Raw genomic sequence first — 26,096 nt, 5'->3', positions numbered from 1 at the left:
ATTGAGCAGGATCTTGCGCTATGAACCTCGACGATCATGAACTTGGCGGGTCCGTATGCCTATTTCGTCCCGGTCAACCTCATGATCACCGGCGGGCGGGCGGGCGGGCGGGCGGGAGGGGCGGGCGGAGGGGATGAGGGCCGGGAGAGGGGCGTGCGGGGGTGGGGGTTGGTTTCGGAGGTTTGGTTGGGCTTGGGTGGGGGATGTGCTGCCTGACGTCTCTGGCGCGATCGTGGCGGCTGGCCGCGTATCAGCGGCGCGGCGTCCGGACAACCGGGACGGTGAGCCGCCTGCCGCGCTTTAGGATTGACGAGCGGCGACTTCGGGCATACAGCGCGGTGATGAGGAAAGGAGGACAGCATGGCTGACGTGGCGAAAGCCCGCACATCCCAGAATGGGAGCGAGCCCTCCACCGCCGAGTTGGTGCAGCGGGCCACCGAGCAGATCTCCCGCCTCGTACGGGACGAACTGACGCTGGCCCGAGCGGAGTTGACCCAGAAGGGTAAGCACGCGGGCATTGGGATCGGCCTGTTCGGCGGCGGTGGCGCGCTCGCGTTCTTCGGTCTGGGTGCGCTGGTCGCCACGGCGATCCTGTTGCTCGACCTGGTGTTGCCCGCCTGGGCGGCGGCGCTGATCGTGGCGGTGGCCTGTTTCCTGGTGGCCGGCATCCTCGCCCTGGTGGGCAAGAAGCAGGTCAGCCGTGCTGTCCCACCGGTGCCGGCGGCCACGGTCCGTAGCCTCCGGGCAGACATGGACACCGTCACCGCCGCGGTGAAGGACAGGGGGCGGCAATGACCGGTAACGGGACCGGTGACACGGAAGCGCTCCGCGAGGAGATCCGTCGCACCCGGGTCGAGTTGGGCGAGACGATGGAGGCGTTGGCCGCCAAGGCCGACGTGAAGGCACGTCTCAAGGAGTCCGCCGAGCAGGCGAAGGAGCGGATGCGGGAACAGGCGGCGCAGACCGTCGCCCGGGTCCGCGGGCAGGCCGCGCGTGGCGCCGGAATGGCGCGGGCGCAGGCATACGAAAAGGGCGAGTTGGTACGCGCACAGGCGTACGACAAGAGCGAGTTGGTGCGCCGTAACCCGGTGCCGTGGGCGGCCATCGCGGCCGGCGCGGTGGCCACCGTGGTGGTGCTGATGATCGTGCGGGGGAGGCGTAGGTGAGCAAGAAAATCGGCAGGGTCGCGTACCGGCCGGTCGGCGTGTTGTTGGGTATCGCCGCGGGCACGGTGGCCGGGGCGATCTTCCGGCAGGTCTGGAAGGTCACCGCGGGCGACGGTGAGGCGCCCAACGCGACCGACGAGGATCGCGGCTGGGGCGAGATCCTGGCCGCCGCGGCGTTGCAGGGCGCCATCTTCGCGGTCGTCCGGGCCGCCGTCGACCGGGGCGGCGCGGTCGGCGTACGCCGGATGACCGGCAGTTGGCCGGACTGACCAGCAGCGACTTCAGCCCCCTTCCCGCATCGATGGGAAGGGGGCTTTCGCATGGCATCGCACGCCGCCCAGCGCGCCTGAGGCATCCGTCAGGTCACATGTCGGAGAAATTCGTCGGAGAGGTCGTGACAGACTTTTTACCTCCGTGATTTGCTGGTCCCCGCTGTTGCGAGATGGCGTGGGTTGAGAGAAGTCTCCTTCGTGGGGCCGCCTCAGGCACCGCTGCTCAAAAACGGCCAATCGGCCGGACGGCGTGCACGGCCGCCAGTTTTTCGAGGGAGATACACATGGCTCAGGGAACCGTGAAGTGGTTCAACGCTGACAAGGGCTTCGGCTTCATCACCGTCGATGGTGGGGGTGCTGACGTGTTCGTCCACTTCTCGGCCATCCAGACCAGCGGCTACCGCTCGCTGGAGGAGAACCAGCGGGTGGAGTTCGAGATTGCTCAGGGTCAGAAGGGCCCGCAGGCTGAGCAGGTTCGTCCCATCTGAGTAGGACGGCCGGCCCCCGCCGGCCAGTGGGACGACCCGGCTCACGGGTCACGGTGAAGCCCCGCATCCCGGTTGGGATGCGGGGCTTTCGCCTGATCGGGCTCGCCGCCGCGGCGGGCGGTCAGCGTCGACGCGAGCGCAGACCGAGCCAGAGCACCACCAGCCCGGCCACCGTCACGATCGGGCCGATCACCGCCCAGATCTTCTCGTCGGTCATCACGCTGCCGCTGACGTAGCCGAGGCCCTGGACCGTCCACACCGCACCGATCACCACGGCCAGCAGGCCGAGGGTGAGCGGAAGCCAACCTCTCATCGCGTCCCCTCTCCGCCGCCCGGGGCGGCGCGCCGCCGTCCAGCATCGCCGGCCGGACGGCGTGACGCGAGCACCCCGGGCACGCGGGTCACCACCGGTCGTGCACCTGCGGGCGGATCAGCTCGTCGTAGGTGTCGCGGACGGCTGCCAACTGCTCGTCGGTGAGCGGGGACAGGTCCGCCGCGGCGGCGTTGCGTCGGGCCTGGTCGGCGTCGCGGGCACCGGGAATGACCACTGTGACGCCCGCCTGGTCCAACACCCAGCGCAGGGCGAACTGCGCCATCGTGCGGTCCGCGTCGACGAGCGGGGCCAGCCGGCGTACGGCGGCCAGCCCTCGATCGAAGTCGACTCCGGAGAACGTCTCGCCGACGTCGAAGGCGGCGCCGTGCCGGTTGTAGTTGCGGTGGTCGTCGGCGGGGAACTCGGTGTGCTCGTCGTAGCGGCCGGAGAGCAGGCCACTGGCGAGCGGCACGCGGGCGATGATGCCGACGCCGGCTGCCGCCGCGGCCGGCAGCACCTGCTCCAGGGGCTTGTGGCGGACCGCGTTGAGGATGATCTGGACGCTCGCCACCCCCGGTCGGGCGATCGCGGTGAGGGCCTGGTCGCAGGTCTCGACGCTGACTCCGTACCCGGCGATGGCCTTCTCGGCGACGAGGGTGTCCAGACCGTCGAAGACCTCGTCGGAGGAGAAGACCTCGGTGGGCGGGCAGTGCAACTGGACCAGGTCCAGGGTGTCCATGCCCAGGTTGGCCCGGGAGCGGTCGGTCCACTGCCGGAAGTTGGCCAGGGTGTACGCCTCCGGCCGCTGCTCGACGCGGCGGCCCATCTTGGTGGCGACGGTCAGCCCGGCATCGGGTCGGGTGCGCAGGAAGCGGCCGATGAGTTGTTCGCTGCGGCCGTCGCCGTACACGTCGGCGGTGTCGAGGAAGGTGACCCCGGCGTCCACGGCGGCGGCGAGCACCGCCATCGCGTCGTCCTCGCTGACGGTGCCCCAGTCGGCGCCGAGTTGCCACGCGCCCAGGCCGACCGCGCCAACGGTCCGGCCGAGCCGGTTGAAGCTGCGCTGTTCCATGCCCCGAGCCTAGTGATCGGGTTGCCACCCTGCCAGGCGAGCCGTACCGTCAGCAGTACGGACGTACGGTTAAGGGGGCGGTCATGTGGGACCCGGCGACCTACCTGCGCTTCGGCGACGAGCGATCGCGGCCGTTTCACGACCTCCTCGCCCGGATCCCGGCCGAGCGCCCCCGGGCGGTGGTCGACCTCGGCTGCGGCCCCGGCCAGCTCACCGCCGTCCTCGCCGAACGGTGGCCGGCCAGCCGGGTACGCGGCCTCGACTCCTCAGCCGAGATGATCGAGCGGGCCGAGTCCCTCGGCGCGCCGGTCGACTTCGCGGTCGCCGACCTGCGCGACTGGCGTCCGACCGGCGACGACGACGTGGTGGTCAGCAACGCCGCCCTGCAGTGGGTTCCCGGTCACCAGGAGCTGCTGCGCCGATGGGCCACCGATCTGCCCGCCGGCGCCTGGCTCGCCATGCAGGTCCCCGGAAACTTCGCCGCCGACTCGCACCGCGCCCTGCGGGAGGTCGCCGACCGGCCGACCTGGCGGGCCGAGGTCGCCCCGCTGCTGCGCGCGGACCCGGTCGACGACCCGGCCGACTACGCGGCGCTGCTGACCGCCGTCGGCTGCGCCGTGGACGCCTGGGAGACTACCTACGTGCACCTGCTGCCGGCTCGACCCGCCGCCGAGCACCCGGTGCTGACCTGGATGGAGGGCACCGCGCTGCGCCCGGTCCGGGCCGCACTGGACGCCGCCGGCTGGTCCGCCTTCCGGGCCGAGCTGGGAGTACGGCTCACCGCGGCGTACCCGGTGCGGCAGGGTCAGGTGTACTTCCCGTTCCGCCGCGTCTTCGTCGTCGCCCGCACCGCCGCCCATGCCCAGGAGAATCCGTGACCGACCTGTCCACCTTCATCGCCGGCCTGCCCAAGGTGGAGCTGCACGTGCACCACGTCGGCTCCGCCCTGCCCCGGACCGTCGCCGAGTTGGCGACGCGCCACGAGGGGCGCACCCCCGTGCCGGCCGACCCGGACGCGCTCGCCAGCTACTTCGAGTTCCGCGACTTCGCGCACTTCGTCGAGGTCTACCTGAGCGTCGTGGATCTCATCCGCGACCCGGAGGACGTCTGGATCCTCACCCACGAGGTGGCCCGCGAGCTGGCCCGCCAACAGGTCCGGTACGCGGAGCTGACCATCACGCCGTACTCGCACGTCCGACGGGGCATCCCCGCTCCGGCGTTCTGCGAGGCCATCGAGGACGCCCGCAAGCGCGCCCTGACCGACTTCGGCATCGAGCTGCGCTGGTGCTTCGACATCCCCGGCGAGGCCGGCCTGCCGGCAGCCGAGGAGACGCTGCGGATCGCACTGGACGAGCGCCCGGACGGGCTGGTCAGTTTCGGACTGGGCGGCCCGGAGATCGGCGTACCCCGACCGCAGTTCCGGCCCTACTTCGACCAGGCCCGTGCCGCCGGGCTGCGCTCGGTGCCGCACGCCGGGGAGACCACCGGGCCGCAGACCGTCTGGGACGCGCTGAACGAGTTGGGTGCCGAGCGGATCGGGCACGGCATCTCCGCCGCGCAGGACCCGCGGTTGCTCGCGTACCTGGCCGAGCGGCAGATCGCGATGGAGGTCTGCCCGACGTCCAACGTGCGGACCCGGGCGGTCGCCACCCTCGACGAGCACCCGCTGCGTCAGCTCGTCGACGCCGGGCTGCTGGTCACCATCAACTCCGACGACCCGCCGATGTTCGGCACCACCCTCAACGACGAGTACGCGGTGGCCGCCCGCCTGCTCGGAGTCGGTGCCGAGGGACTGGCCGGGCTGGCCCGCAACGCGGTGACCGCGTCCTTCCTGGACGCCGCCGGCCAGCAACGGATCCTCACCGAGATCGACGCGTACCTCGCCAGCGCCGGCTGAGCCGGTCGGCCGCACGGGTGCCGGCCGGGCGGTTGGTCGAGCGGGGCTGGTTGGTCGAGCGGGGCGCGCGGCGGGAGCGTTGGTGTGGGGGGACCTGTGACTCCCGCCGCGCGCGCGGCTCCACCGGCCGTCGGTGCGTGGTGCGCTCGGCCGGTGGAACTGGTGGGTTCGTGCCCTGAATCCTGTCAGCCCACGGCCGACCCGACGGCGTCGTTAACCGGGATCTAAGGAAGACTTGCGCCGGCGCACAGCCCCGGTCCGGGCCGGGTCAGTCGTCGGTGGGGCGCTGGCGGGGCCAGCGGCGGCCGGTGGCCTTCGTGTCCCGGGCGTCGCGGGCCATCCGACCGACCAGACCGAAGCGGCTGACCTGCCGGGGCGTCGCCTCCGGGTCGGCCAGCAGCATCACCACACTGGCTCCGCCCAGCCGGGCACGGTCGATGCTCACCGAGCCGTTGGCCTGCAACGCGACCCGCTTGGCGATGTCCAGCCCGAGCCCGGTCGAGCCCTGGTCACTGGCGCCCCGGCGCAGCGCGCGGTCCGGGTTGGCGATGCCGGGGCCGGCGTCGTCGATCCGGATCGCCACGTAACCGTCGCGCCGGGACACCGCCACCTCGAACGCGGTGCCCTGCGGGGTATATCGGAAGACGTTGCCGATGACCGCGTCCAGCGCGGCGGCCAGTTCGGCCCGCGGCACCGGCGCCGGGATGCGCAGCTGGGCGCCGGTGACCCGGTGCGGCCGGTTCTGGTCGCCCGCCAACGCCGCCCAGAACACCATCCGGTCCCGGACCACCTCGCTGACGTCGCACATCGCCGGACCGGCCTCGAGCGCCACCGTCTTGCGGGTGGTCTTGATCAGCACGTCGATCTCACCCTCCAGGGTGACGATCGCCTGCCGTATCCGCCGGATCCCGCGCAGCCGGTCCAACTCCGCCGGGCTGAACGAACCCACGCTGGTGTCGTCGGACTCCAACGCCTCCGCGTCCAACCGCAGCACCGTCAACGGGGTACGCAGGCGATGCGACAGGTCGGCCACCAACTCCCGCTCGTCGGTGCGGGCGGCGTCCAGGCGGTCCGCCATCCGGTTGAAGGCGTACCCGGCCTCGGCCAGCTCGCGCGGACCGGTCGGCTCGACGCGTACGCCGAGGTCGCCGTCGCCGATGGAGAGCGCGGCTTTGACCAGACCGCGGGTGGCGTCCACCGCGCGGGCAGCGACCCGGTCGACCACCAGCACCGCCGCGCCGGCCATCGCCGCGCCGACAGCGAACAGCAGCAACCAGGTGCCGCCGGCGCCCTCGCCCAGCGTCGACTCCGGAAGGAACACCTCGACCACGGCCGTCCGGTCACCGAGCACGACCGGGTCGAGCCGGGCCACACCCCCGTCGACGTCGACGACGACCGACTGGCGCTCGGCGCGGGCCCGGTCCAGGTCGCTGCCGCTGGCCCGACCGGCGGATTCGTCCAACCCCAACCCGTGCACCACGGGCCGGGTGGGTGCGCCCTCGGCGCTGGCCACCACGGCACGCTCGACGACCGCCGGGTCGGTGCTGACCGCCAGCGCGCCGGTCACCAGCGCGCTGCGCCGGGCCGCTTCGGCGATCGCCTCGTCGCGGCTCTGCTCGCGCAGGCTGAGCCCGAGCGGGATCAGGAACGCGAGCGCGACGAGACTGCACATGCCGGCCGTGAGCAGGGCCAGCGCCGTCCTCAGTCCGGTGCCACCAGCCGGAACCCGACCCCCCGCACGGTGCGCAGGTAGCGCGGCTTCGCCGCGGACTCGCCCATCTTTCTGCGGAGCCAGTACAGGTGAACGTCGATGGTCTGATCCTCGCCGACCGATGGCTGCCGCCATACCTCCTCCAAGAGTTCCCGGCGGGACACTACCCGCCCAGGTCGTGCGGCGAGATACGCCAACAGGTCGAATTCCTTACGGGTCAGCGCCAGTGGCTCCCCGTCGAGCTGGGCGCTGCGCTCGCCCACGTCCACCCGCAGCCCGCCGACGCTGTGCACCGCGGGCTGCACGGACCGACTGGCCCGCCCGGCCCGGCGCAGCACGGTGGTGATCCGGGCATCCAGGTGCGCGCCGGTGAACGGCTTGACCATGTAGTCGTCGGCACCGGCACGCAGCAGCTTGACCACCGACTGCTCGTCGTCGCGGGCGGTGGCGATGATGATCGGAACATCGGTGATGCCGCGCAACATCCGCAGCGCGTCCGAGCCGTCCAGGTCGGGTAGGCCGAGGTCGAGCACCACCAGGTCGGGTGTCTCTGCGGCCACTCGACGCAGAGCGTCCAACGCCGTACCCACGGCGTGCACGGCATGCCCCCGGTCGGTGAGGGACCGCAGCATCGCGCCGCGTACGACGTGATCGTCTTCGACCAGGAGCACGGAGGCCACGACAAGACCGTACTTGGCCTGGCAAGTTGATCGCGTTGCGGCGTGCCTGGCGACCGGGCAAGCTGGTACGACGATGTCGTTCACCCTGTTCGCCGATGCCCGCCTGGCGCTAGCCCGGGACAGCCTCGCCGGTCTCTCCACCGGCGACGCGCTCGGCGCGCGGTACTTCCCGCCGGTGCCGGCGCCGGTGGATCTCACCGCCGACGCGCTGCCGCCAGCGCCCTGGGAATGGACCGACGACACCGAGATGGCCTGCTCGGTCTACGCCCAGTTGGCCGACTCCGCCGGCATCGACCGGGACCGGCTGGCCCTCTCCTTCGCGCAGCGATGCACCGAGCGGCGGGGCTACGGCGCGGGCGCGATGCTCATCCTGGGGCTGATCCGCTCCGGCACCCCGTGGCCGTTGGCCGCCGCCTCCGCCTTCGACGGGCAGGGCTCCTGCGGCAACGGCGCGGCGATGCGGGTCGGCCCGCTGGGCGCGTACTTCGCCGACTCGACGGCGCGCGCCGCGGCACAGGCGCGCGCGTCCGCCGAGGTGACGCACTCGCACCCGGAGGGGATCGCCGGGGCGGTCGCCGTCGCCGTCGCCGCCGCGCTGGCCGCCCGGGCCCGCCTCGACGGACACCGGCCGGCCCCGGAGCGGCTGCTGGCCGGCATCGCCGCCGCGCTCGACCCGGGCACCGAGGTGCATCGGGGCGTACACCGGGCGGTCGGGCTGCTCGGCCGTCCGTTGCCCCGGGTGGTGGCGGCGCTCGGCAACGGCTCCCGGGTCACCGCCCAGGACACCGTCGGGTTCACCCTCTGGGTGGCCGCCACCCACCTCGACGACTATCCGGCGGCGATCGAGACGTGCGTACGGGCCGGTGGTGACGTGGACACCACGGCGGCCATCGCCGGAGCGGTGGTGGCGGCGCACACCGGCGTCGGCACCCCGGGCGGGGTGCCCGCGCAGTGGCTGGCCGCCCGCGAACCGCTACCTACCTGGCTGCCCTGAGCACCTGTGGCCTGCCCTGGACGACCGGGTCCTGCCCCTGCGCGGTCTGCCCCTGCGCGGTCTGCCCCTGCGCGGTCTGCCCCTGCGCGGTCTGCCCCTGCGCGGTCTGCCCCTGAGCCTGGGCTGCCCGCGATCAACTCGGCTTCCTGCAAGTCGGGCTGTCCGCGCGGCGGGGATGCCGCGATTTCCTGAAGGTCGAGTGGATCACCGTTGAATCGGGCTGTCCGGGCGGCGGGGATGCCACGGTTTCCGGGAACCCGAGTGGATCAAGGATCAGCGCGATGCCGCCGAGACAGCCGGCGTCGGGTCGGCCGGCGTCGGGTCGGCCGGCTGCGGGTCGGCGGGCGTCGGTGCTGCGGGCGTCGGGCCGGTCGGCGTCCGGTCGGCGGTCTTCGCGGTCCCGTCCGCGTAGCCGGCCGTCTCCGTGGGGGTCGTGGCGTCGCTCGCGCGGCCACCCGCCGTGGAGGGCTTCGCGGTCCTGTCCGCGCGGCCGGTTATCTCGGCCAGGGTCGCGGGCGTCGCGGCCTCGTCCGGGTCGCCGGTCACCTCGGCGAGCGCGGTGGCCTCGGCCGGGTCGCGTCGGCGCCACCGGCTGAGCAGCCAGCCGATCGCCGCGCCGCCGCCCAGGCCGGCGAGCAGGCCGGCGGCCAGCAACCCGTCGGCACTGCCCCCGTCGGCATCGTCCGATGGGGCCGGCGGTGCCGCGTCCGCACCGTTGTCCGGAGCCCCAGGCACACCGGCAGCATCGGGCACACCGGCCGCCGGGCCGCCGTGGCCGCCGCCGTGCGCGGCCGGACCCGCCGCTCCGGGGGCCGCCGGCAGCAGGGTCAGCGCCGGGGCCCGGTGCGGACCGGTGGCGTCCGCCCACCGGACCACAGTGCCGTCGGCGTACGTCTGGACGACCTCGAAGGTGAGCCGCTCGGCCTGCGGCATCGGCCCCATGGAGAGCGCCAACCGAGCCGGCCCCGGGTCGCTGGCACCGACCCGGACCCAGGTCACCGCGGTCGTCACAGTGCTCACCCCGGAGGAGTGGATGCCGGGCAGCGGCTTGTCCAGGGTGCGGGAGCTGAGCCGGGGCGCCCAGCCGTCCACCGACATGGGGTAGACCTCGGCGATCGGCGCGTCGGCCGGCAGCCGTACCTCGATCTGCTTGGTCTTCGTGCCGGCCCGCTCCTCCGGGACGCTGAACTCCAGCCGCACCGCCTCGCCCTGCCGGGCCTCGGTCGGGGTGGTCGTCACGTCTGCCGCGTACGCCGTGCCAGGCCAGAGCAGCAGCCCGGCGGCGGTCACCGCGGTCGCCGCCGCGATCCTCCGCCGACGGCCACCGCCGTACGTGCTCGCCATGTCGTGCCCCCATCCGTGTCGGCGTGGCCGGTACCGGTTTCCGGCCACACCTTCTAGTTCGGCTGCGAGGCGCGAAAGGTTCAACGTCGGCGGTAAGGAGGTGCCGTTCCCGGGCGGGGGCGGGGGGACCGATAGCATCGGCAGGAGCCGAGGATCGGCACCGTTTCGTACCGCTTGGAGGAGTCACCGTGTCCGCACCCCGTACCCCCGCCGTGGCCGACCCCGTCGTCGTCGCCGCCGGGACCACGGCGGCCGACGCGGTGGCCGCAGCCGGACTGCCCGCGAACGGTCCCAAGGCCATCGTCGTGGTTCGCGACCCGCAGGGCCAACTGCGCGACCTGGACTGGACGCCGGCCGAGGAGACCGTCGTCGAGCCGGTCACCCTGGATTCGCCCGACGGGCTCAACGTGCTGCGCCACTCCACCGCGCACGTCCTCGCCCAGGCCGTACAGGACATCTTCCCCGAGGCGAAGCTGGGCATCGGCCCGCCCATCGAGAACGGCTTCTACTACGACTTCGACGTCGAGAAGCCGTTCCAGCCCGATGACCTCAGCAAGCTCGAGAAGCGTATGCAGGAGATCATCAAGTCCGGGCAGCGGTTCCGTCGCCGCCGCTTCGGCAGCCTGGACGAGGCGCGCTCCGAGCTGGCCGACGAGCCGTTCAAGCTGGAGTTGATCGAGGTCAAGGGCGAGGGCCTGGACACCGCCGAGGTGATGGAGGTGGGCGGCGGCGAGCTGACCATCTACGACAACCTCGACGCCAAGGAGGACAAGGTCTGCTGGTCGGACCTGTGCCGGGGCCCGCACCTGCCGACCACCCGACTGATCGGCGCGTTCAAGCTGATGCGCTCCGCCGCCGCCTACTGGCGGGGGTCGGAGAAGAACCCCCAACTACAGCGGGTGTACGGCACCGCGTGGCCGACCCGCGACGAGCTCAAGGCGTACCTGAAGCTGTTGGAGGAGGCCGCCCGGCGCGACCACCGCAAGCTCGGCGCGGACCTCGACCTGTTCAGCTTCCCCGACGAGATCGGCTCCGGCCTGGCGGTCTTCCACCCCAAGGGCGGCATCATCCGTCGCGAGATGGAGCACTACTCGCGGCGGCGGCACGAGGAGGCGGGGTACGAGTTCGTCAACACCCCGCACATCACCAAGGCGCAGCTGTTCCAGACCTCCGGTCACCTGCCGTACTACGCGGACACCATGTTCCCGCCCATGCAGCTGGAGGGCGCGGACTACTACCTCAAGGCGATGAACTGCCCGATGCACAACCTGATCTTCAGGTCGCGCGGGCGGTCGTACCGGGAGCTGCCGCTGCGGATGTTCGAGTTCGGCACCGTCTACCGGTACGAGAAGTCCGGTGTCGTGCACGGTCTCACCCGGGTCCGCGGCCTGACCCAGGACGACTCGCACATCTACTGCACCCGTGAGCAGATGGCCGGCGAGCTGTCCACGCTGCTCAGCTTCGTGCTCGACCTGCTGCGCGACTACGGCCTGGACGACTTCTACCTGGAGCTGTCGACCCGGGACGACTCACCCAAGTTCATCGGCGCGGACGAGGACTGGGAGGAGGCCACCGAGGCGCTGCGCACCGCCGCCGCGACCTCCGGCCTGGACCTGGTGCCCGACCCGGGTGGCGCGGCGTTCTACGGGCCGAAGATCTCCGTGCAGGCCCGCGACGCCATCGGCCGGACCTGGCAGATGTCCACCATCCAGGTCGACTTCAACCAGCCGGAACGGTTCGCGTTGGAGTACCAGGCCGCCGACGGCAGCCGCCAGCGTCCCGTGATGATCCACCGTGCGCTGTTCGGGTCGATCGAGCGGTTCTTCGGAGTGCTCACCGAGCACTACGCGGGCGCCTTCCCGGCCTGGCTCGCGCCGGTGCAGGTGGTGGGCATCCCGATCCGCGAGGATCACACCGACTACCTGCACGGCTTCGTCGCGGCGCTGCGTGCCGAGGGCATCCGGGCCCAGGTGGACGCCGGTGACGACCGGATGCAGAAGAAGATCCGGACGGCACAGCAGCAGAAGATCCCGTTCATGGTGATCGCCGGTGACGACGACGTGGCCGCCGGCACGGTCTCCTTCCGCTACCGCGACGGCTCCCAGCGCAACGGGGTGCCGGTCGCCGAAGCGGTGACCCACGTGCTGGACGTGGTCAGCTCACGGACCAACATCGGCCCCTCCGCCGCTGCGGAGTAACCCGCACGCCTCGCGGGGGCGCGCTCGTTGCCCCGCGTGTGCGGCGTGCCCCGCGCGTGTGCGGCGTGCCCCGCGCGTGTGCGGCGTGCCCCGCGCGTGTGCGGCGTGCCCCGCGCGTGTGCGGCCTGCCCCGCGCGTGTGCGGCGTGCCTCGACGTGTCCCGCGTGTGCGGCGTGCCCCGCACGCTCGCTCACCGCATGATCGTGCTCGATCCAGGAAGTAGTGGCCTCCGCGAGGTCGGAGGCCACTACTTCCATGTTCGAGCGCGATCTTCGCCCTCAGCGGGCGATGGCGCGAGCGCGATCTTCCTCTGCGGGCGGGCGATCTGGTACGTGCGCGATCTTCGCCCGCCGTCCGCGACCTTCGCTCGCCGAGCGCGGTCGGGCAGGAGCGCGATCTTCGCTCGCCGTCCGCGACCTTCGCCCGCCGTTCGCGGCGGGGGTGGGGCGGGGTGCGGCCCTCGGGTCAGATGCCGCAGTTCGGCGCTGACCAGCCTCCGACCGCCGCCACGTGGGTGTGGTCGTTGTGATCGGGGTAGCCGGGGCCGAGGATCTGCCCGAAGCCGTGGTTGCGGGCCTGCTGCGCCAGCCGGCAGAACGACGGGGAGCCGACCAGGTCCACCCCGTCGCCGTACAGGTGTCGGCTGTTCGACGCTCCGCCGACGGCGCTGTTGCAGGCGTAGCTGCGGAAGCTGCTGCTGATCGAGATGGCTACGTCGCCGAGGGCGTGCCGCATGGCCTGGAGCTTCCACATCGAGACGAGCGCGTTGAACCGGGCGGTGCTCGCCGAGACCGCGCCGCCGGACCAGTCGCTGTTGCACTTGTTCAGCTCGGGGTAGCTGAAGTTGGCCGGGGTGCAGTCGTCGTCCTGGAGGGCGTAGAGCCGGTTGAACGTCTGAGGGCCGGCGATGCCGTCGGCGGGCAGCCCGTACGCCTGCTGGAAGCGGATCACCGCCGACCGGGTGGCCGGGCCGTACGCGCCGTCGAGGGTGAGCACCGCGCCGTAGCCGGGGTAGCCGGCGACCCGGATCTGGAGTTGCCGGACATCCTCGCCGGACGCCCCCTGGGACAGGGTGCGTCCCCAGGTGTAGCAGCCGTCCGCCTGGGCCGCGCCGGCGGTGAGGGTGACGCCGGCCACTGTGGTGGCGGCGGTCATCGCCAGTGCCGCGAGGAATCTGCCGAGCCGTCGGTACATGGAACCCTCCATCATGCATGGAAGTACATGGATGAATGGAAGTTTCATGCCTCCGCTCTGATCCGTCAAGAACTTGCAATGCCGGGTTTCCCCCGGCGGGTGTCGCGGCAGGCCGGCGGGGCTCCGTAGGATCGGCTCGTGACAGGGGTGGAACGGCACACGGACAGTGACGGCATGGCGGACGGTCTGGAGCGGCTCTGGACGCCGCACCGCATGACCTACATCTCCGGCGAGGACCGCCCGGCCGAGGGCTACGAGAAGCCCGCCGGCTGTCCCTTCTGCCGAGGGCCGAAGCTGCCGCCGGAGGAGAGCCTGGTGGTGGCCCGGGGTGAGCATGTGTTCGCGGTGCTCAACCTCTACCCGTACAACCCGGGGCACCTGCTGGTCTGCCCCTACCGTCACGTGGCCGACTACACGGACCTGGACGTGGCGGAGACCACCGAGCTGGCGTCGTACACCCAGACCGCGATGCGGGTGATCCGCAAGGTCAGCAACGCCCACGGCTTCAACCTGGGCATGAACCAGGGTGGGGTGGCCGGTGCCGGCATCGCCGCCCACCTGCACCAGCATGTCGTGCCGCGCTGGGGTGGTGACGCGAACTTCATGCCGGTGATCGGCCGTACCAAGGTCCTGCCGCAGCTGCTCGGCGACACCCGCGACCTGTTCGCCCGCGCCTGGCCGTCCTGACCGCCGCCGGCCGCGCCGCGCCGGTCGCGCGACCTCCGCGCCGGTCCGGCCGGTCGGCGCGCAGCAGCGGGGTCAGCTCCAACCAGCCCTCCACCCGGTGTACGCGGGGCCCGCGTGTCCGCCCACCGATCTGCTACGCCCCGATCCGCCGAAGGTGGCACGATCGGCCGATGGCAGTCACGACACGGGTGTTGGGGCGCAGCGGCATCGAGGTCAGCGCCCTCGGCATGGGGTGCTGGGCGATCGGCGGTCCCTGGGCGGAGGGGACCCAGCCGCTGGGCTGGGGCGCTGTCGACGACGACGAGTCGGTGCGGGCGGTACGCCGGGCACTCGAACTGGGCATCACCCTCTTCGACACCGCCGACACGTACGGAGCCGGGCACAGTGAGCGGGTGCTCGGCCGCGCGCTCGCCGGTCGTCGCGACGACGCCGTGATCGCCACCAAGTGGGGTTACACCTTCGACGAGGCCGGCCGACAGGCCACCGGCGAGGATGCGTCGCCCGGGTACCTGCGCACTGCCGTGACCGCCTCACTGCGCCGGTTGGGCACCGACCGGATCGACCTCTATCAACTGCACCTGGCCGATCTGTCGGTGCCGAGGGCGCAGGCGCTGATCGGGACCTGCGAGGACCTGGTGGCCGAGGGTCTGATCCGCGCGTACGGGTGGAGCACCGACCGCACCGACCGGGCTGCCGCGTTCGGGCACGCCGCCGCCGGTGCCACCGCGGTGCAACACGCCCTGTCGGTGCTGCGCGACGCCCCCGAGCTGCTGGCCGTCTGCGACAAGTACGACCTGGCCAGCGTCAACCGGGGCCCGCTCGGGATGGGGCTGCTCACCGGCAAGTACACGGCCGCGTCGACGCTGCCCCGCGACGACGTACGCGGACTGGCTCCGGGCTGGTTGGAGTGGTTCCGGGGTGGCCGGCCGGCACCGGAGTGGCTGCGGCGGGTCGGCGCGGTCCGTGCCGCGCTCACCGCCGACGGGCGCACCCTCGCCCAGGGCGCCTTGGGCTGGATCTGGGCGCGCAGCGGTCGCACCATCCCGATCCCGGGCTGCCGTACGGTCGCCCAGGTCGAGGAGAACGCCGCCGCACTGCACCGGGGCCCACTGCCGGCGGACCAGTTCGTCGAGGTGGAGCGTCAGCTCGCCGCCGTCCGCACCGCAGCCCTGCGCGACGCCGACCGCCCCCACTGGCCCCGCCCCATCCACCCCACAGTCCATCCGTAACCCGGCCGCACAAAACACCCCCGGCCTCACCCACGGCGCGGGGGCGTCCGCCTGATGTCGCCCCGCCCCGCTCCGCGTCGGCTGCCCCGAGTGGCCCCGCGCCGTGCCGCCGAGCGCTGCCCCGCCCTTCCCGCCCTGCCCGCGTCGATCATGGAGTTGTGGTGCCTCACAAAAAGGGCATCAATCAACCTTTCGCCCACCACAACTCCATGATCGACCGGGAGACCTCATCAGCTTCCGTCGATCTTGCAGTTTCTGCGGTTACTTATGCCGCAACAGCGACATAGCGGCAACAGGAAGTGCAAGATCGCTGGGGCAGGGCAGGGCAGGGCAGGGCAGGGCAGGGGGCTAGGGGAGTTGTTCCTTGCGGGTCTGGTCGGCCAGGTGGGCGGGCATGGGGTCGTGGCGGACGAAGTGGCGGCGGAAGGTGCCGGTGCCGGCCGTCATGGAGCGCAGCTCGACGGCGTACCGAAGCAGCTCGGTGGCGGGCACTTCGGCGCGGACGAGGGTGCGGCCCTCGGTGTCCGGGTCCGGTTCGGTGCCGAGCACCCGGCCTCGTCGGCCGGACAGGTCGCCCATCACCGTGCCGACCGAGCCGTCCGGGATGCGGATGGTGACCTCGTCGATGGGCTCCAGCAGGGTCGGCTGGCCCCGCTCGGCGGCGTCGCGCAGCGCCAGCGCGCCGGCGGTCTGGAAGGCCGCGTCGGAGGAGTCGACGCTGTGCGACTTGCCGTCGACCAGGGTCACCCGCAGGTCCACCACGGGGTGCCCGGCGACCAGGCCGCGCTCCAGTTGGGCGCGGACGCCCTTCTCCACCGATGGGATGTAGTTGTGCGGCACCGCCCCGCCGACCACCCGGTCGACGAACTCGAAGCCACTGCCGCGGGGCAGCGGCTCGACCTCGATGTCGCAGACCGCGTACTGGCCGTGGCCGCCGGACTGCTTGACGTGGCGACCGTGCCCCTTCGCGGGAACGGTCAGCGTCTCGCGCAGCGACACCTTGACCGGCTCGGTGTCCAGCTCGACGCCGCCGGCGCGCAGTCGGTCGAGCACCACGTCCGCGTGTGCCTCGCCCATGCACCAGAGCACCAGTTGGTGGGTCTCCGGGTTGCGCTCCAGCCGCAGCGTGGGGTCGCCGGCGATCAGGCGGGCGAGGTTGCGGGCCAGGGCGTCCTCGTCGGCGCGGCTCCGGGCGGCGATCGCCACCGGCAGCAGCGGCTCCGGCATCTCCCAGGGGGCGATCAGCAGCGGCTCGTCCTTGGTCGAGATGGTGTCGCCGGTCTCGGCGCTGCCCGACTTGGTGATCGCGCAGATGTCACCGGCCACGCAGAGCGACACCTCCCGCAGGGTGGCGCCCAGCGGGGTGTAGATGTGCCCGACCCGCTCGTCGGCGTCGTGGTCGGGGTGCCCGCGTTCGGCCATGCCGTGCCCGGAGACGTGGACGGTCTGGTCGGGGCGCAGGGTGCCGGAAAAGACCCGGACCAGTGAGACCCGACCGACGTGGCGGTCGATGGTGGTCTTGACGACCTCGGCGACCAGCGGCCCGGCGGGGTCGCAGCTCAGCGGCGGACGCGGCGAGCCGTCCACGTCGGTCACCGCGGGCAGTTCGTGCTCCAGCGGCGACGGGAACGCGGCGGTCAGCACCTCCAGCAGCACGTCGAGCCCGACGCCGGTGTGGGCGCAGACCGGTACCACCGGGTAGAAGTGACCCCGGGCGACGGCCTTCTCCAGGTCGTCGATGAGCACCTCGTCGCCGATCTCCTCGCCGTCGAGGTAGCGGTCCATCAGGGTCTCGTCCTCGCTCTCGGCGATGATCCCCTCGATCAGCTCGTCGCGGGACTCGTCGATGGCCCGCTGGTGCTCCGGGTCGGGGTCGCGGACGTCGGCGGGCAGCCCGGCGCTGTAGTCGAAGACCCGACGGGTGATCAGGCCGAGCAGACCTTCGGTGGACACCCCGTCGTCGCCGAGCATCGGCAGGTAGAGCGGCATCACGTTGTCACCGAAGAGGCGCTGGCAGAGCGCCACCGTCTCGTCGACGTCGGCGCGGGGTTGGTCCAGTCGGGCCACCGCGACAGCGCGCGGCATGTCGACGGCGGCGCACTCCTCCCAGAGCGCGACGGTGGCCGCGTCCATGCCGCCCGCGGCGGAGACCACGAAGAGCGCGGCGTCGGCGGCCCGCAGCCCGGCGCGCAACTCACCGACGAAGTCGGCGTACCCGGGGGTGTCCAGCAGGTTGACCTTGATGCCGTTGTGCAGCAGCGGCGCGCAGGAGAGGCTGACCGAGCGCTGCTGGCGTACGGCGGCGGGGTCGTGGTCGCCGACGGTGGTGCCGTCGACCACGGTGCCGGCGCGGCCGATCGTGCCGGTCGCCGCGAGCAGGGCCTCGACCAGTGTGGTCTTGCCCGCCCCGGAGTGCCCGACGAGCACCACGTTGCGGACCCGCTCGGGCTCGGTCACCACCGGCGTGCCGCCGGTGGAACCCTTCTCGTGACTCTTCTGCGCCATGGGGCGCACCTCCCTCAGCCGGTGGTGGTGGCGACCGCCGCGCGAGGTGGAAGCGGCCCGGGGCGAGTGCGCGGCGATATCCTCCGGTGGTCTGCCGCACAGCGGGAACGGGACGGGTGGACGGGTGAGCTGGCTCACCTCCCGGCTCGATCTCACACCCGTTGCCGGGTAGGCACAAGCCTCCCCCAGGCGCGTCGGCGGTACCGTCCGTATCGCCGGAGCTGGGCGGACCGTTATCGTGGGGACCGCCATGGCGAAGATCTTCCAAGTGTCGGCCCGCGCGGGGATGACCCGCGTCGTCGAGCCGATTGCCCGCGCCCTGCTGCGCGCGGGCGTCACCCCCAATGCCGTCACCGTCGCGGGCACCGTTGGTGTGCTCGTCGGCGCGCTCGGCTTCGGTGCTCGCGGCCACCTGGTCGCGGGCGCGTTGATCGTCACCCTGTTCGCGCTCACCGACCTGCTCGACGGGACGATGGCCCGGATGAGTGGCGGCTCCACCAGGTTCGGCGCGTTCCTCGACTCAAGCATGGACCGGGTAGCCGACAGCGCCGTCTTCGGCGCGGTCGCGTACTGGCTGGCCACCGAGGGCGACCACTCCGGTGTGGCCGCCGCGTTGGTCTGCCTGGCCGCCGGCAGCCTCGTCTCCTACGTCAAGGCCCGCGCCGAGGGGCTCGGCATGACCTGCAACGTGGGCATCGCCGAACGCACCGAGCGACTGCTCATCGTCGGGGTCGGCGGGATCCTCACCGGTGTCGGTGTCGATCCGGCCCTGGAGATCGCGCTCTGGCTGCTCGCCGCCGTGTCGATCTTCACGGTGGGACAGCGGATGACGCACGTCTACCGCCAGGCCCGGCAGCTCCAGCCGGACGGCCAGGCATGAGTGGCGGGCGCGCGACCCGGCGTCGGAAGAACTGCGGCCGGGTCGCGTGAACCTCACCGAGCTGGGCTACATCGCCGGGTGGCGGGTGGTCCGCGCGCTTCCCCGGCCGTTGGTGGCGGCGGCGTTCCGGGCGGGCGCGGACCGCGCGCACCGCGCCGGTGGCGGGGGTACGGCCCGACTGCGCGCGAACCTGCGCCGGGTGGTCGGGCCGGAGCTGCCGGACGCCGAGTTGGACGAACTCGTCAAGCGCGGGTTGCGTTCGTACGCCCGGTATTGGATGGAGGCGTTCCGGCTGCCCGGTCTGAGCCGGTCGCAGATCCTGTCCGCCTTCCGGCTGGACGGCGCGGACCTGCTCGCCGCCGATGTGGCCGCCGGCCGGGGCGCGGTGGTGGCGCTGCCGCACGCCGGCAACTGGGACGCCGCCGGCGCCTGGGTGGCGGCCACCGGCTGGCCGATCACCACTGTCATGGAGCGGCTCAAGCCGGAGGGCGTGTACAAACGTTTCCTGGCGTTCCGCGAGGTCCTCGGGATGGAGATCCTGCCGACCCACGGGGGCCCGCGTCCGGCGTTCGACGTGCTGCTGGACCGCCTGCGGGCCGGTGCGGTGGTGCCGTTGCTGGCCGACCGGGACCTCTCCGCCCGGGGGGTGGAGGTGGACTTCTTCGGTGCGAAGACCCGGATGCCCGCCGGGCCGGCCCTGCTCGCGCTGCACACCGGCGCGCCGCTCTACGTGGCCTCGATGTGGTACGAACCGGACGCCGCCTGCGCGTCGCTGGTCGGTCCGTTGCCGGTGCCGGGGCCCGAGGTGGGGCCGTTGGACCAGCGGGTCCGGTCGCTGACCCAGCTGATCGCCGACCGTCTGGCGGCGGGTATCGCCCGGCATCCGGAAGACTGGCACATGTTGCAGCGGATGTGGCTGGACCAGGCGAGGTCGGGGGAGGGCGCGGCGCTGCCCTCGTCGGCCTCCGGCCCGGCCTGAGGAGGTGGGCTGACGGATGCGGATCGGCATCGTGTGCCCGTACTCCTTCGATGTGCCCGGTGGGGTGCAGAACCACGTCATGGACCTGGCCGAGGCGCTGATCGCGCTGGGCCACGAGGTCAGCGTGCTCGCACCGGCCGACGAGGATTCGCCGCTGCCGGAGTATGTGGTGTCGGCCGGGCGGGCCGTTCCGCTGCCGTACAACGGTTCGGTGGCCCGGATCGCGTTCGGCCCGGTGTCGACCGCCCGGGTGCGGCGGTGGATCACCAACGGTGACTTCGACGTGCTGCACGTGCACGAGCCGCTCACGCTGAGTTTGTCGCTGCTGGCCGTGCTCTCCGCCCGTGGTCCGGTGGTGGCCACGTTCCACACCGCGATGACCCGTTCGCGGGTGCTCGCCGCCGCGCAGGGTGTGCTCCAGATCGTGTTGGAGCGGATCACGGCCCGGATCGCGGTGAGCGCGCTGGCCCGCAAGGTGCAGGTCGAGCACATGGACGGCGGGGCGGTGGAGATCCCCAACGGGGTGGCGGTGGCCAAGTTCGCCGACGCCGAGCCGCTGCCGGGTTGGCCGGGGGAGTGCGCGGCCGGTACCGGCGGCACGCTCGGCTTCCTGGGCCGGTTCACCGAGGCGCGCAAGGGCTTCCCGGTGCTGCGCGACGCGTTCGTGGCGCTGGCCGCCACCCGGCCCGGTCTGCGGTTGCTCGTCGCCGGCCCGGGTGACCCCGACGACCTGTACGACCAGTTCCCGGCCGAGCTGCACGAGCAGATCACGTTCCTCGGCCTGGTCAGCGAAGCGGACAAGGCGCGCATGTTGCGCAGTGTGCACCTCTACGTCGCGCCGAACACCGGCGGCGAGTCGTTCGGCATGATCCTCACCGAGGCGCTGGCGGCGGGCACGACGGTCGTCGCCAGTGATCTGGACGCGTTCCGGCGGGTGCTCGACGGTGGGCGGGCCGGGCGCCTCTTCCCCACGGGTGACCCGGTGGGGCTGCGTGACGTGCTGGCCGAGCTGCTGGACGACCCGGCCGCGCGGGCCACGCTCAGTGCCTGCGGCGATCTGGTGGTCGCGAATTTCGACTGGCCGGTGGTTGCTCGCCGCGTTCTGGAGGTATACGCAGCGGCGATCGAGGCAACCGACGGGCGGGTCATCGACCAGGAGTGGGTGGGGCTGGGCTGAGCCGGTGTGACGGATGGTGCGGTGGTGACCGGCGGGACCGCTCGGGCCGCGCCCAATCGGACGAAACGGAGCAGCACTACGATGCCGCACATGTGGTGGGTGGTGGCCGCGAGCGTGGTCGTGGGGCTGGTCGCGGCGTACCTCATCTGGACCGCCGGCCGGGTGGAGCGGCTGCAGGGCCGCGCGGAGCTGGCGGCCCGGGCCCTCGACGCCCACCTGCTGCGCCGCGCGGCGGCAGCCGCGGTCCTGGCTGAGCGGCGTTTCGGCGTCGAGCTGTACGCGGCGGCCCGGATCGCCCTGGACGCCGGCCCGGACGAGCGGGAGGCGGCGGAGAACGACCTCACCCGGCAGTTGCGCGGTGTCCAGTTGGATCCGGGCGACCCGGACTGCGGGGCGGTCATCGCCGCGAGCCGTCGGCTCGCGTTGTCCCGGCAGGTGCACACCGACCTGGTGAGGGACGCCCGATCGGCGCGCAGCCGGCCGCTGGTGCGCCTGTTGCGGATGGGGCGGGGCCGGGAGTGGCCGCGTTACTTCGACATCGACGACCCGACCCTCGTCGTGCCGGCGGACGTCCCCGCCGCCTGACCCCCGTTGCCCGACGGCCTGGGGTGACCGCTGCCACAGGGCAGGCCACCGGGGGTCTGATTGGCTGTCGGTGCGGCGTTGTACCGCGCGTAGCATTTTCGCTGGCCACCCCCCAGAGCATGTCCAAGGAGCGATGACCCGTGCCCGAAAACACCGCCTCGAACACCGGTAGCGCCCCCGTCGTCGGCACCGCCCGCGTGAAGCGTGGGATGGCCGAGATGCTCAAGGGTGGCGTGATCATGGATGTCGTCAACGCCGAGCAGGCCAAGATCGCTGAGGACGCCGGCGCGGTCGCGGTGATGGCCCTGGAGCGGGTGCCCGCCGATATCCGCGCGCAGGGTGGGGTGTCCCGGATGAGCGACCCCGACATGATCGACGGGATCATCGAGGGGGTCTCCATCCCGGTGATGGCCAAGGCCCGCATCGGCCACTTCGTGGAGGCGCAGATCCTCCAGTCGCTCGGCGTGGACTACGTCGACGAGTCCGAGGTGCTGACCCCGGCCGACTACGCGAACCACATCGACAAGTGGGCGTTCACGGTGCCCTTCGTCTGCGGGGCGACGAACCTGGGCGAGGCGTTGCGCCGGATCACCGAGGGCGCGGCGATGATCCGCTCCAAGGGCGAGGCGGGCACCGGCGACGTCTCCAACGCCACCACCCACATGCGGAAGATTCGCCAGGAGATCCGCCGGCTGGCCTCGCTGCCGGCCGACGAGCTGTACGTCGCGGCCAAGGAGTTGCAGGCCCCGTACGAGCTGGTCAAGGAGGTCGCCGAGAGCGGCAAGTTGCCCGTGGTGCTGTTCACCGCGGGCGGGATCGCCACGCCGGCCGACGCGGCGATGATGATGCAGCTCGGCGCGGAGGGCGTGTTCGTCGGCTCCGGCATCTTCAAGGCGGGCAACCCGGCTCAGCGGGCCGCCGCGATCGTCAAGGCGACCACCTTCCACGACGACCCGGACGTGCTGGCGAAGGTCTCCCGCGGTCTGGGCGAGGCCATGGTCGGTATCAACGTCGACGAGATCCCGCAGCCGCACCGTCTGGCCGAGCGGGGTTGGTAGGCATGGGCGCACCCACCATCGGTGTGCTCGCGCTTCAGGGTGATGTCCGGGAGCACGTGGCGGCGCTGGCCGCGGCGGGTGCGGACGCCCGCCCGGTCCGCCGTCCGGCGGAGCTGGACGCGGTCGACGGCCTGGTCATCCCGGGCGGCGAGTCCACCACCATGAGCAAGCTCGCCGACATCTTCGAGATGCGGGAGCCGATCGACAAGCGGATCGCCGACGGTATGCCGGTCTACGGCTCCTGCGCCGGCATGATCATGTTGGCGACCGAGGTGCTCGACGGTCGACCCGATCAGCGGGGTTTCGCCGGCATCGACATGACCGTCCGGCGTAACGCGTTCGGCCGGCAGGTCGACTCGTTCGAGGCGCCGGTGACCGTCACCGGGGTGCCGGGTGCGCCGTTCCACGCGGTGTTCATCCGGGCGCCGTGGGTTGAGCGGGTCGGTGCCGGCGTCGAGGTCATCGGGGCGGTGTCCGACGGGCCGGCCGTCGACCGGATCGTCGCGGTGCGACAGGGCAACCTGCTGGCTACCTCGTTCCACCCGGAGCTCACCGGTGACCTGCGCGTGCACGCGTACTTCGTGGACCTGGTCCGCGCTGCCGGATGACGGGGTGCCCGTCGCTCAGCCGGCGACGGCACGCCGGCGCCCCGGGCGGCGGCCCGCCACCTCGTCGAGCGCGGTCGCTGTGGCGGCGTCGGCGGGCAACCGCACCACCAGCCGCTGCGGTCGGCCGACAGGCGGAGCCGGTGAGCTGAGATGAAGACCCCCTGACGATGTGAATCCACTTTCCCAACGTCTGCCCGATTTGGGCAGGCGCGGGGAGGCCGCCACGCGCGGTGCGTGACAGCGACCCGAGGGACGTCGGTAGGATTGCGGAGATTCGGCAGGGCCATCTGCCCGCCGCGGCTTCCACCAGAGCTGACCGGCACCTCCGCGTGCGCCGGTGGGAGCGGGGCGTGAGCGGTGCGGTCGATGCAGACGGCGGGTAGCAACGGAGGTAGAAGATGTCCGGCCACTCAAAGTGGGCGACGACCAAGCACAAGAAGGCCGTCATCGACGCCAAGCGCGGCAAGATGTTCGCCAAGCTGATCAAGAACGTCGAGGTGGCCGCGCGGACCGGCGGCGGTGACCCTTCCGGCAATCCGACGCTCTTCGACGCCATCCAGAAGGCGAAGAAGAGCTCGGTCCCGAACGACAACATCGATCGCGCCGTCAAGCGCGGCTCCGGCCTGGAGGCCGGCGGTGCCGACTGGCAGACGATCATGTATGAGGGGTACGGCCCGAGCGGCGTCGCCATGCTCATCGAGTGCCTCACCGACAACCGCAACCGCGCGGCGACCGAGGTACGGACCGCGCTGACCCGCAACGGCGGCTCGCTCGCCGACGCCGGCTCGGTGTCGTACATGTTCTCCCGCAAGGGCGTGGTGATCGTCCCCAAGGAGGGCACCAGCGAGGACGACGTGATGCTTGCCGTCCTGGACGCCGGCGCCGAGGAGGTCAACGACCTCGGTGAGGCGTACGAGGTGGTCTCCGAGCCGACCGACCTGATCCCGGTGCGCACGGCGTTGCAGGACGCCGGCATCGAGTACGAGTCGGCCGAGTCCTCCCTGATCCCCAGCGTCAACGTGCCGTTGGACGAAGAGGGCGCGCGCAAGATCTTCAAGCTGATCGACGTCCTGGAGGACTGCGACGACGTCCAGAACGTCTACGCCAACTTCGACGTCAGCGACGACGTGATGGCAGCAGTAGACGCCTAACCCAACCCCCCCCGCGCCCGCCCCACCCCGCCGCGATCTTGCACTTTCTGACCCGACACACCGGGCAACACCTGGCATATCGCCAACAGAAAGCGCAAGATCGCGGGCGGGATGCGGGGATGCGGGGGTGTTGCGCGGTGGGGGCAGTGCGGTTTGCGCCTGGTGACACCGTGGTACGGCGTGAGGTGCTGCGGGGCGAGGTCTGGTTCGGCTGCCCGACCATCTGCGTCGAGGATTCGCCCGACCTGCTCGCCCTCTACCTCCCACCGGGGGCCGAGTTCGGCTTCCCGGACACCGGCGTCTTCCCCTGCGGGCGGCACCCGTGGGAGGCCGCTGGGCACCGCTCCTGGTCCGGGCACGGCAAGCTGATGCTGCAACGCCCCGGTGAGGCGCACTCGATCGACGTGTTCTGGGCCGGGCCGGCACGCGAGTTCGCCGGCTGGTACTTCAACCTCCAGGACCCGCTGCGGCGTACCCCGATCGGGGTGGACACCCTGGACCACGAGCTGGACCTGTGGTGGGCCGCGGACGCCGACCGGTACGTCTGGAAGGACGTGGAGTTGTTCGCCGAGCGCCTCGTCGAGGGGCGCTACCCGGGCATGGCGGACGCCATCCAGGCCGAAGGTGACCGGATCGCTGCCCTCCTCGACGCCGGTGAGCGCTGGTGGGACCGGTCGTGGGCCACCTGGCAACCGGACCCGGCCTGGACGGCGCCCCCGCTGCCCGCCGGCTGGGATCAGGTGCCACCCGCGCGGTGAGCGGCGGCGACGTCAGTTCCCAGGCAGCGATCTGACCACGAACACCTGATCCAGGCCTCCGGTGCACGGCTCGACCAGTGCCGCGTCCGCCACGTCGTTGTCGTCGGCGCGCAGGCCGACGCACAACTCGCTGCGGTCGGGCCGGATCCGGTACGCGTCGGGCGTCGCTCCGGTCGGTTCGAAGTGGAACACCTGCTTCGGCCTGTTCGCGTCGCAGTCCTTCGCGTTCCAGGGTTCGAGGAAGTTCCGGCCGGGATCCTCCTCCCGGATGGTGAGGCAGCCCTTCCCGAGCACCGGGTGGATCCAGTGGATGAAGAACATTCCGTCGGCCACCGGTTCCAGCGAGGTGTCCGGTGGGGTGGCCTCCGTGCAGGGCCGCTGAACCGCGATCTCCTTCGTGTACTGGCCGTTGCGATCGCGGCCCTCGGTGAGGCAGAGATGCGGGCTGCGGGCGGGGCTGATCTGACTGAGCCCCGCGTTCGGCGAACGGGCACCGTCAGCCGCCGACGCGGTCGGATCGGTCGTTCGGGCGGACTTTCCCTGTTCGTCGTCGCGTCGTTCGATCCAGAAGCCCACGCCGAGCGTGGCCAGCAGGGCGACGACGAGCAGCGCCACCGGTGCGGGCCGCGTGAACCAGCGTGGGCGGGCCGGGCCGGAGTGCTCCGGGGCCACCGTCGTGCCCGCGTCGACCGGTGGCGGGTCTGCCGCCGGGGACGGGGGGGGCCAACTGACCTGCCGCGATGCGGTGCCAGGCCCGTAGCCACGTCTCGACCTGCTCTCCCGCCCCGCACGCGCGCACGAATGCGGCCACCACCTCGGAGCGTGGCAGTGTGGACCGTCGCAGGATGTCCGCCGCGGTGCTGCGGGCCAGTACGTCGCCCGTCGACGCGGCGCGCTGTTCCAGTTGTCGGTAGGTGAGGCCCGACCGGTCCTTGAGCTGGCGCAGCATCTCGACGAATTCGGCCGGGTCGGACGCGTCATCCGGGCGTAGCTCCCCCGTGGTCATCGCCCGATTCTCCAGACACCGCGGACGCGAGGGCAAATCAGGTCCCGGTGACTGTCCGACATGGTCGGACAGGATCCGGACAAGATCCGGACAAGCCGCTGTGAGCTGCCCGGACAGCCCAGCGCGGCGACCAGGGGATTGTCC

Annotated in this window: 26 protein-coding genes and 1 pseudogene; 18 read left to right on the top strand and 9 right to left on the bottom strand. The window is 72.0% G+C overall.

Annotation, left to right across the window (positions count from 1 at the left end):
- Positions 1-360: 360 nt before the first annotated feature.
- The 4 genes from ACZ6NZ_RS10360 to ACZ6NZ_RS10345 all read left to right on the top strand — a co-directional run bounded on the left by ACZ6NZ_RS10360 (position 361) and on the right by ACZ6NZ_RS10345 (position 1,926).
- Positions 361-795, top strand: coding sequence for a phage holin family protein (locus tag ACZ6NZ_RS10360; protein ID WP_030338239.1), 435 nt, complete (start codon positions 361-363; stop codon positions 793-795).
- Entirely contained in the window at positions 792-1,166 is a 375-nt protein-coding gene (locus ACZ6NZ_RS10355; RefSeq protein WP_355007247.1) for a DUF3618 domain-containing protein, read from the top strand. The genes ACZ6NZ_RS10360 and ACZ6NZ_RS10355 overlap by 4 nt, the downstream gene beginning before the upstream one ends.
- A complete protein-coding gene (locus ACZ6NZ_RS10350) occupies positions 1,163-1,435 on the top strand; it encodes a DUF4235 domain-containing protein (protein ID WP_357202603.1) in 273 nt (90 codons plus the stop codon). Before ACZ6NZ_RS10355 ends, ACZ6NZ_RS10350 begins: the two co-directional genes overlap by 4 nt.
- A gap of 287 nt (positions 1,436-1,722) precedes the next feature.
- On the top strand, positions 1,723-1,926 hold the full coding sequence (locus ACZ6NZ_RS10345) for a cold-shock protein (protein WP_030338233.1): 204 nt from the start codon (positions 1,723-1,725) through the stop codon (positions 1,924-1,926).
- 121 nt (positions 1,927-2,047) lie between these two features.
- On the opposite strand, the gene ACZ6NZ_RS10340 is transcribed toward ACZ6NZ_RS10345, so the two are convergent.
- A complete protein-coding gene (locus ACZ6NZ_RS10340; protein WP_357235836.1) occupies positions 2,048-2,239 on the bottom strand; it encodes a hypothetical protein in 192 nt (63 codons plus the stop codon).
- A gap of 88 nt (positions 2,240-2,327) precedes the next feature.
- Positions 2,328-3,311 carry an aldo/keto reductase gene (locus ACZ6NZ_RS10335; RefSeq protein ID WP_366612409.1) on the bottom strand — a complete coding sequence of 328 codons (984 nt, stop codon included), beginning with the start codon at positions 3,309-3,311 and terminating at the stop codon, positions 2,328-2,330.
- 83 nt (positions 3,312-3,394) lie between these two features.
- On the opposite strand from ACZ6NZ_RS10335, the gene ACZ6NZ_RS10330 reads away from it, so the two are divergent.
- Together ACZ6NZ_RS10330 and ACZ6NZ_RS10325 are read left to right on the top strand one after the other, a co-directional pair.
- Positions 3,395-4,189: a trans-aconitate 2-methyltransferase gene (locus ACZ6NZ_RS10330; protein ID WP_465857665.1), complete on the top strand. Its 795-nt coding sequence runs from the start codon at positions 3,395-3,397 to the stop codon at positions 4,187-4,189.
- Positions 4,186-5,208 carry an adenosine deaminase gene (locus tag ACZ6NZ_RS10325; protein WP_465857662.1) on the top strand — a complete coding sequence of 341 codons (1,023 nt, stop codon included), beginning with the start codon at positions 4,186-4,188 and terminating at the stop codon, positions 5,206-5,208. Before ACZ6NZ_RS10330 ends, ACZ6NZ_RS10325 begins: the two co-directional genes overlap by 4 nt.
- A gap of 268 nt (positions 5,209-5,476) precedes the next feature.
- Here ACZ6NZ_RS10325 and ACZ6NZ_RS10320 read toward each other — a convergent pair whose 3' ends face one another.
- Together ACZ6NZ_RS10320 and ACZ6NZ_RS10315 are read right to left on the bottom strand one after the other, a co-directional pair.
- Complete coding sequence (locus ACZ6NZ_RS10320; RefSeq protein ID WP_465857660.1) at positions 5,477-6,880, bottom strand: HAMP domain-containing sensor histidine kinase; 1,404 nt, start codon at positions 6,878-6,880, stop codon at positions 5,477-5,479.
- A 29-nt stretch (positions 6,881-6,909) separates the two neighbouring features.
- On the bottom strand, positions 6,910-7,599 hold the full coding sequence (locus ACZ6NZ_RS10315) for a response regulator transcription factor (RefSeq protein ID WP_091401712.1): 690 nt from the start codon (positions 7,597-7,599) through the stop codon (positions 6,910-6,912).
- A 73-nt stretch (positions 7,600-7,672) separates the two neighbouring features.
- On the opposite strand from ACZ6NZ_RS10315, the gene ACZ6NZ_RS10310 reads away from it, so the two are divergent.
- On the top strand, positions 7,673-8,593 hold the full coding sequence (locus ACZ6NZ_RS10310) for an ADP-ribosylglycohydrolase family protein (protein ID WP_465857657.1): 921 nt from the start codon (positions 7,673-7,675) through the stop codon (positions 8,591-8,593).
- A 273-nt stretch (positions 8,594-8,866) separates the two neighbouring features.
- Here the strand turns inward: ACZ6NZ_RS10310 and ACZ6NZ_RS10305 are convergent, their stop codons facing one another.
- Positions 8,867-9,937: a DUF1775 domain-containing protein gene (locus ACZ6NZ_RS10305; RefSeq protein ID WP_465857655.1), complete on the bottom strand. Its 1,071-nt coding sequence runs from the start codon at positions 9,935-9,937 to the stop codon at positions 8,867-8,869.
- Positions 9,938-10,125: 188 nt separating this feature from the next.
- On the opposite strand from ACZ6NZ_RS10305, the gene thrS reads away from it, so the two are divergent.
- Entirely contained in the window at positions 10,126-12,135 is a 2,010-nt protein-coding gene (gene thrS / locus ACZ6NZ_RS10300) for a threonine--tRNA ligase (RefSeq protein WP_465857653.1), read from the top strand.
- A 465-nt stretch (positions 12,136-12,600) separates the two neighbouring features.
- Here thrS and ACZ6NZ_RS10295 read toward each other — a convergent pair whose 3' ends face one another.
- A complete protein-coding gene (locus ACZ6NZ_RS10295; RefSeq protein WP_465857651.1) occupies positions 12,601-13,329 on the bottom strand; it encodes a D-Ala-D-Ala carboxypeptidase family metallohydrolase in 729 nt (242 codons plus the stop codon).
- A 174-nt stretch (positions 13,330-13,503) separates the two neighbouring features.
- Between ACZ6NZ_RS10295 and ACZ6NZ_RS10290 the strand changes: the two genes are divergently transcribed.
- The gene (locus ACZ6NZ_RS10290) at positions 13,504-14,016 is read left to right on the top strand and encodes an HIT family protein (RefSeq protein ID WP_465858403.1); all 513 of its coding nucleotides are present in this window, start codon (positions 13,504-13,506) and stop codon (positions 14,014-14,016) included.
- A 170-nt stretch (positions 14,017-14,186) separates the two neighbouring features.
- Positions 14,187-15,245 carry an aldo/keto reductase gene (locus ACZ6NZ_RS10285; protein WP_465857649.1) on the top strand — a complete coding sequence of 353 codons (1,059 nt, stop codon included), beginning with the start codon at positions 14,187-14,189 and terminating at the stop codon, positions 15,243-15,245.
- Between the two features lie 348 nt (positions 15,246-15,593).
- Here the strand turns inward: ACZ6NZ_RS10285 and ACZ6NZ_RS10280 are convergent, their stop codons facing one another.
- Entirely contained in the window at positions 15,594-17,750 is a 2,157-nt protein-coding gene (locus ACZ6NZ_RS10280) for an elongation factor G-like protein EF-G2 (RefSeq protein ID WP_465857647.1), read from the bottom strand.
- Between the two features lie 250 nt (positions 17,751-18,000).
- On the opposite strand from ACZ6NZ_RS10280, the gene pgsA reads away from it, so the two are divergent.
- The 8 genes from pgsA to ACZ6NZ_RS10240 all read left to right on the top strand — a co-directional run bounded on the left by pgsA (position 18,001) and on the right by ACZ6NZ_RS10240 (position 24,946).
- Complete coding sequence (gene pgsA / locus ACZ6NZ_RS10275; protein WP_366611847.1) at positions 18,001-18,630, top strand: phosphatidylinositol phosphate synthase; 630 nt, start codon at positions 18,001-18,003, stop codon at positions 18,628-18,630.
- 46 nt (positions 18,631-18,676) lie between these two features.
- A complete protein-coding gene (locus ACZ6NZ_RS10270; RefSeq protein WP_465857644.1) occupies positions 18,677-19,609 on the top strand; it encodes a phosphatidylinositol mannoside acyltransferase in 933 nt (310 codons plus the stop codon).
- A 16-nt stretch (positions 19,610-19,625) separates the two neighbouring features.
- Positions 19,626-20,786 (top strand): glycosyltransferase family 4 protein, encoded by a 1,161-nt coding sequence (locus ACZ6NZ_RS10265; RefSeq protein ID WP_366611845.1) that lies wholly within the window; start codon positions 19,626-19,628, stop codon positions 20,784-20,786.
- Between the two features lie 81 nt (positions 20,787-20,867).
- Positions 20,868-21,371 (top strand): hypothetical protein, encoded by a 504-nt coding sequence (locus ACZ6NZ_RS10260; protein ID WP_366611844.1) that lies wholly within the window; start codon positions 20,868-20,870, stop codon positions 21,369-21,371.
- A 140-nt stretch (positions 21,372-21,511) separates the two neighbouring features.
- The gene (gene pdxS, locus ACZ6NZ_RS10255; RefSeq protein WP_465857642.1) at positions 21,512-22,429 is read left to right on the top strand and encodes a pyridoxal 5'-phosphate synthase lyase subunit PdxS; all 918 of its coding nucleotides are present in this window, start codon (positions 21,512-21,514) and stop codon (positions 22,427-22,429) included.
- Positions 22,430-22,431: 2 nt separating this feature from the next.
- Entirely contained in the window at positions 22,432-23,037 is a 606-nt protein-coding gene (pdxT, locus tag ACZ6NZ_RS10250; protein WP_366611842.1) for a pyridoxal 5'-phosphate synthase glutaminase subunit PdxT, read from the top strand.
- 398 nt (positions 23,038-23,435) lie between these two features.
- Entirely contained in the window at positions 23,436-24,188 is a 753-nt protein-coding gene (locus tag ACZ6NZ_RS10245; RefSeq protein ID WP_366611838.1) for a YebC/PmpR family DNA-binding transcriptional regulator, read from the top strand.
- A gap of 146 nt (positions 24,189-24,334) precedes the next feature.
- Complete coding sequence (locus tag ACZ6NZ_RS10240) at positions 24,335-24,946, top strand: ribonuclease FAU-1 family protein (RefSeq protein WP_465857639.1); 612 nt, start codon at positions 24,335-24,337, stop codon at positions 24,944-24,946.
- 12 nt (positions 24,947-24,958) lie between these two features.
- Here the strand turns inward: ACZ6NZ_RS10240 and ACZ6NZ_RS10235 are convergent, their stop codons facing one another.
- Together ACZ6NZ_RS10235 and ACZ6NZ_RS10230 are read right to left on the bottom strand one after the other, a co-directional pair.
- Positions 24,959-25,618: a hypothetical protein gene (locus ACZ6NZ_RS10235; protein ID WP_465858432.1), complete on the bottom strand. Its 660-nt coding sequence runs from the start codon at positions 25,616-25,618 to the stop codon at positions 24,959-24,961.
- Positions 25,619-25,730: 112 nt separating this feature from the next.
- Positions 25,731-25,895, bottom strand: a pseudogene (locus tag ACZ6NZ_RS10230) (helix-turn-helix domain-containing protein); the annotation flags it as partial.
- Between the last annotated feature and the right edge of the window lie 201 nt (positions 25,896-26,096).

Source organism: Micromonospora sp. NPDC047756, assembly GCF_055587245.1.
Note: the sequence above shows the minus strand (reverse complement) of the source record. Positions and strands in the feature narration are given on the sequence as shown.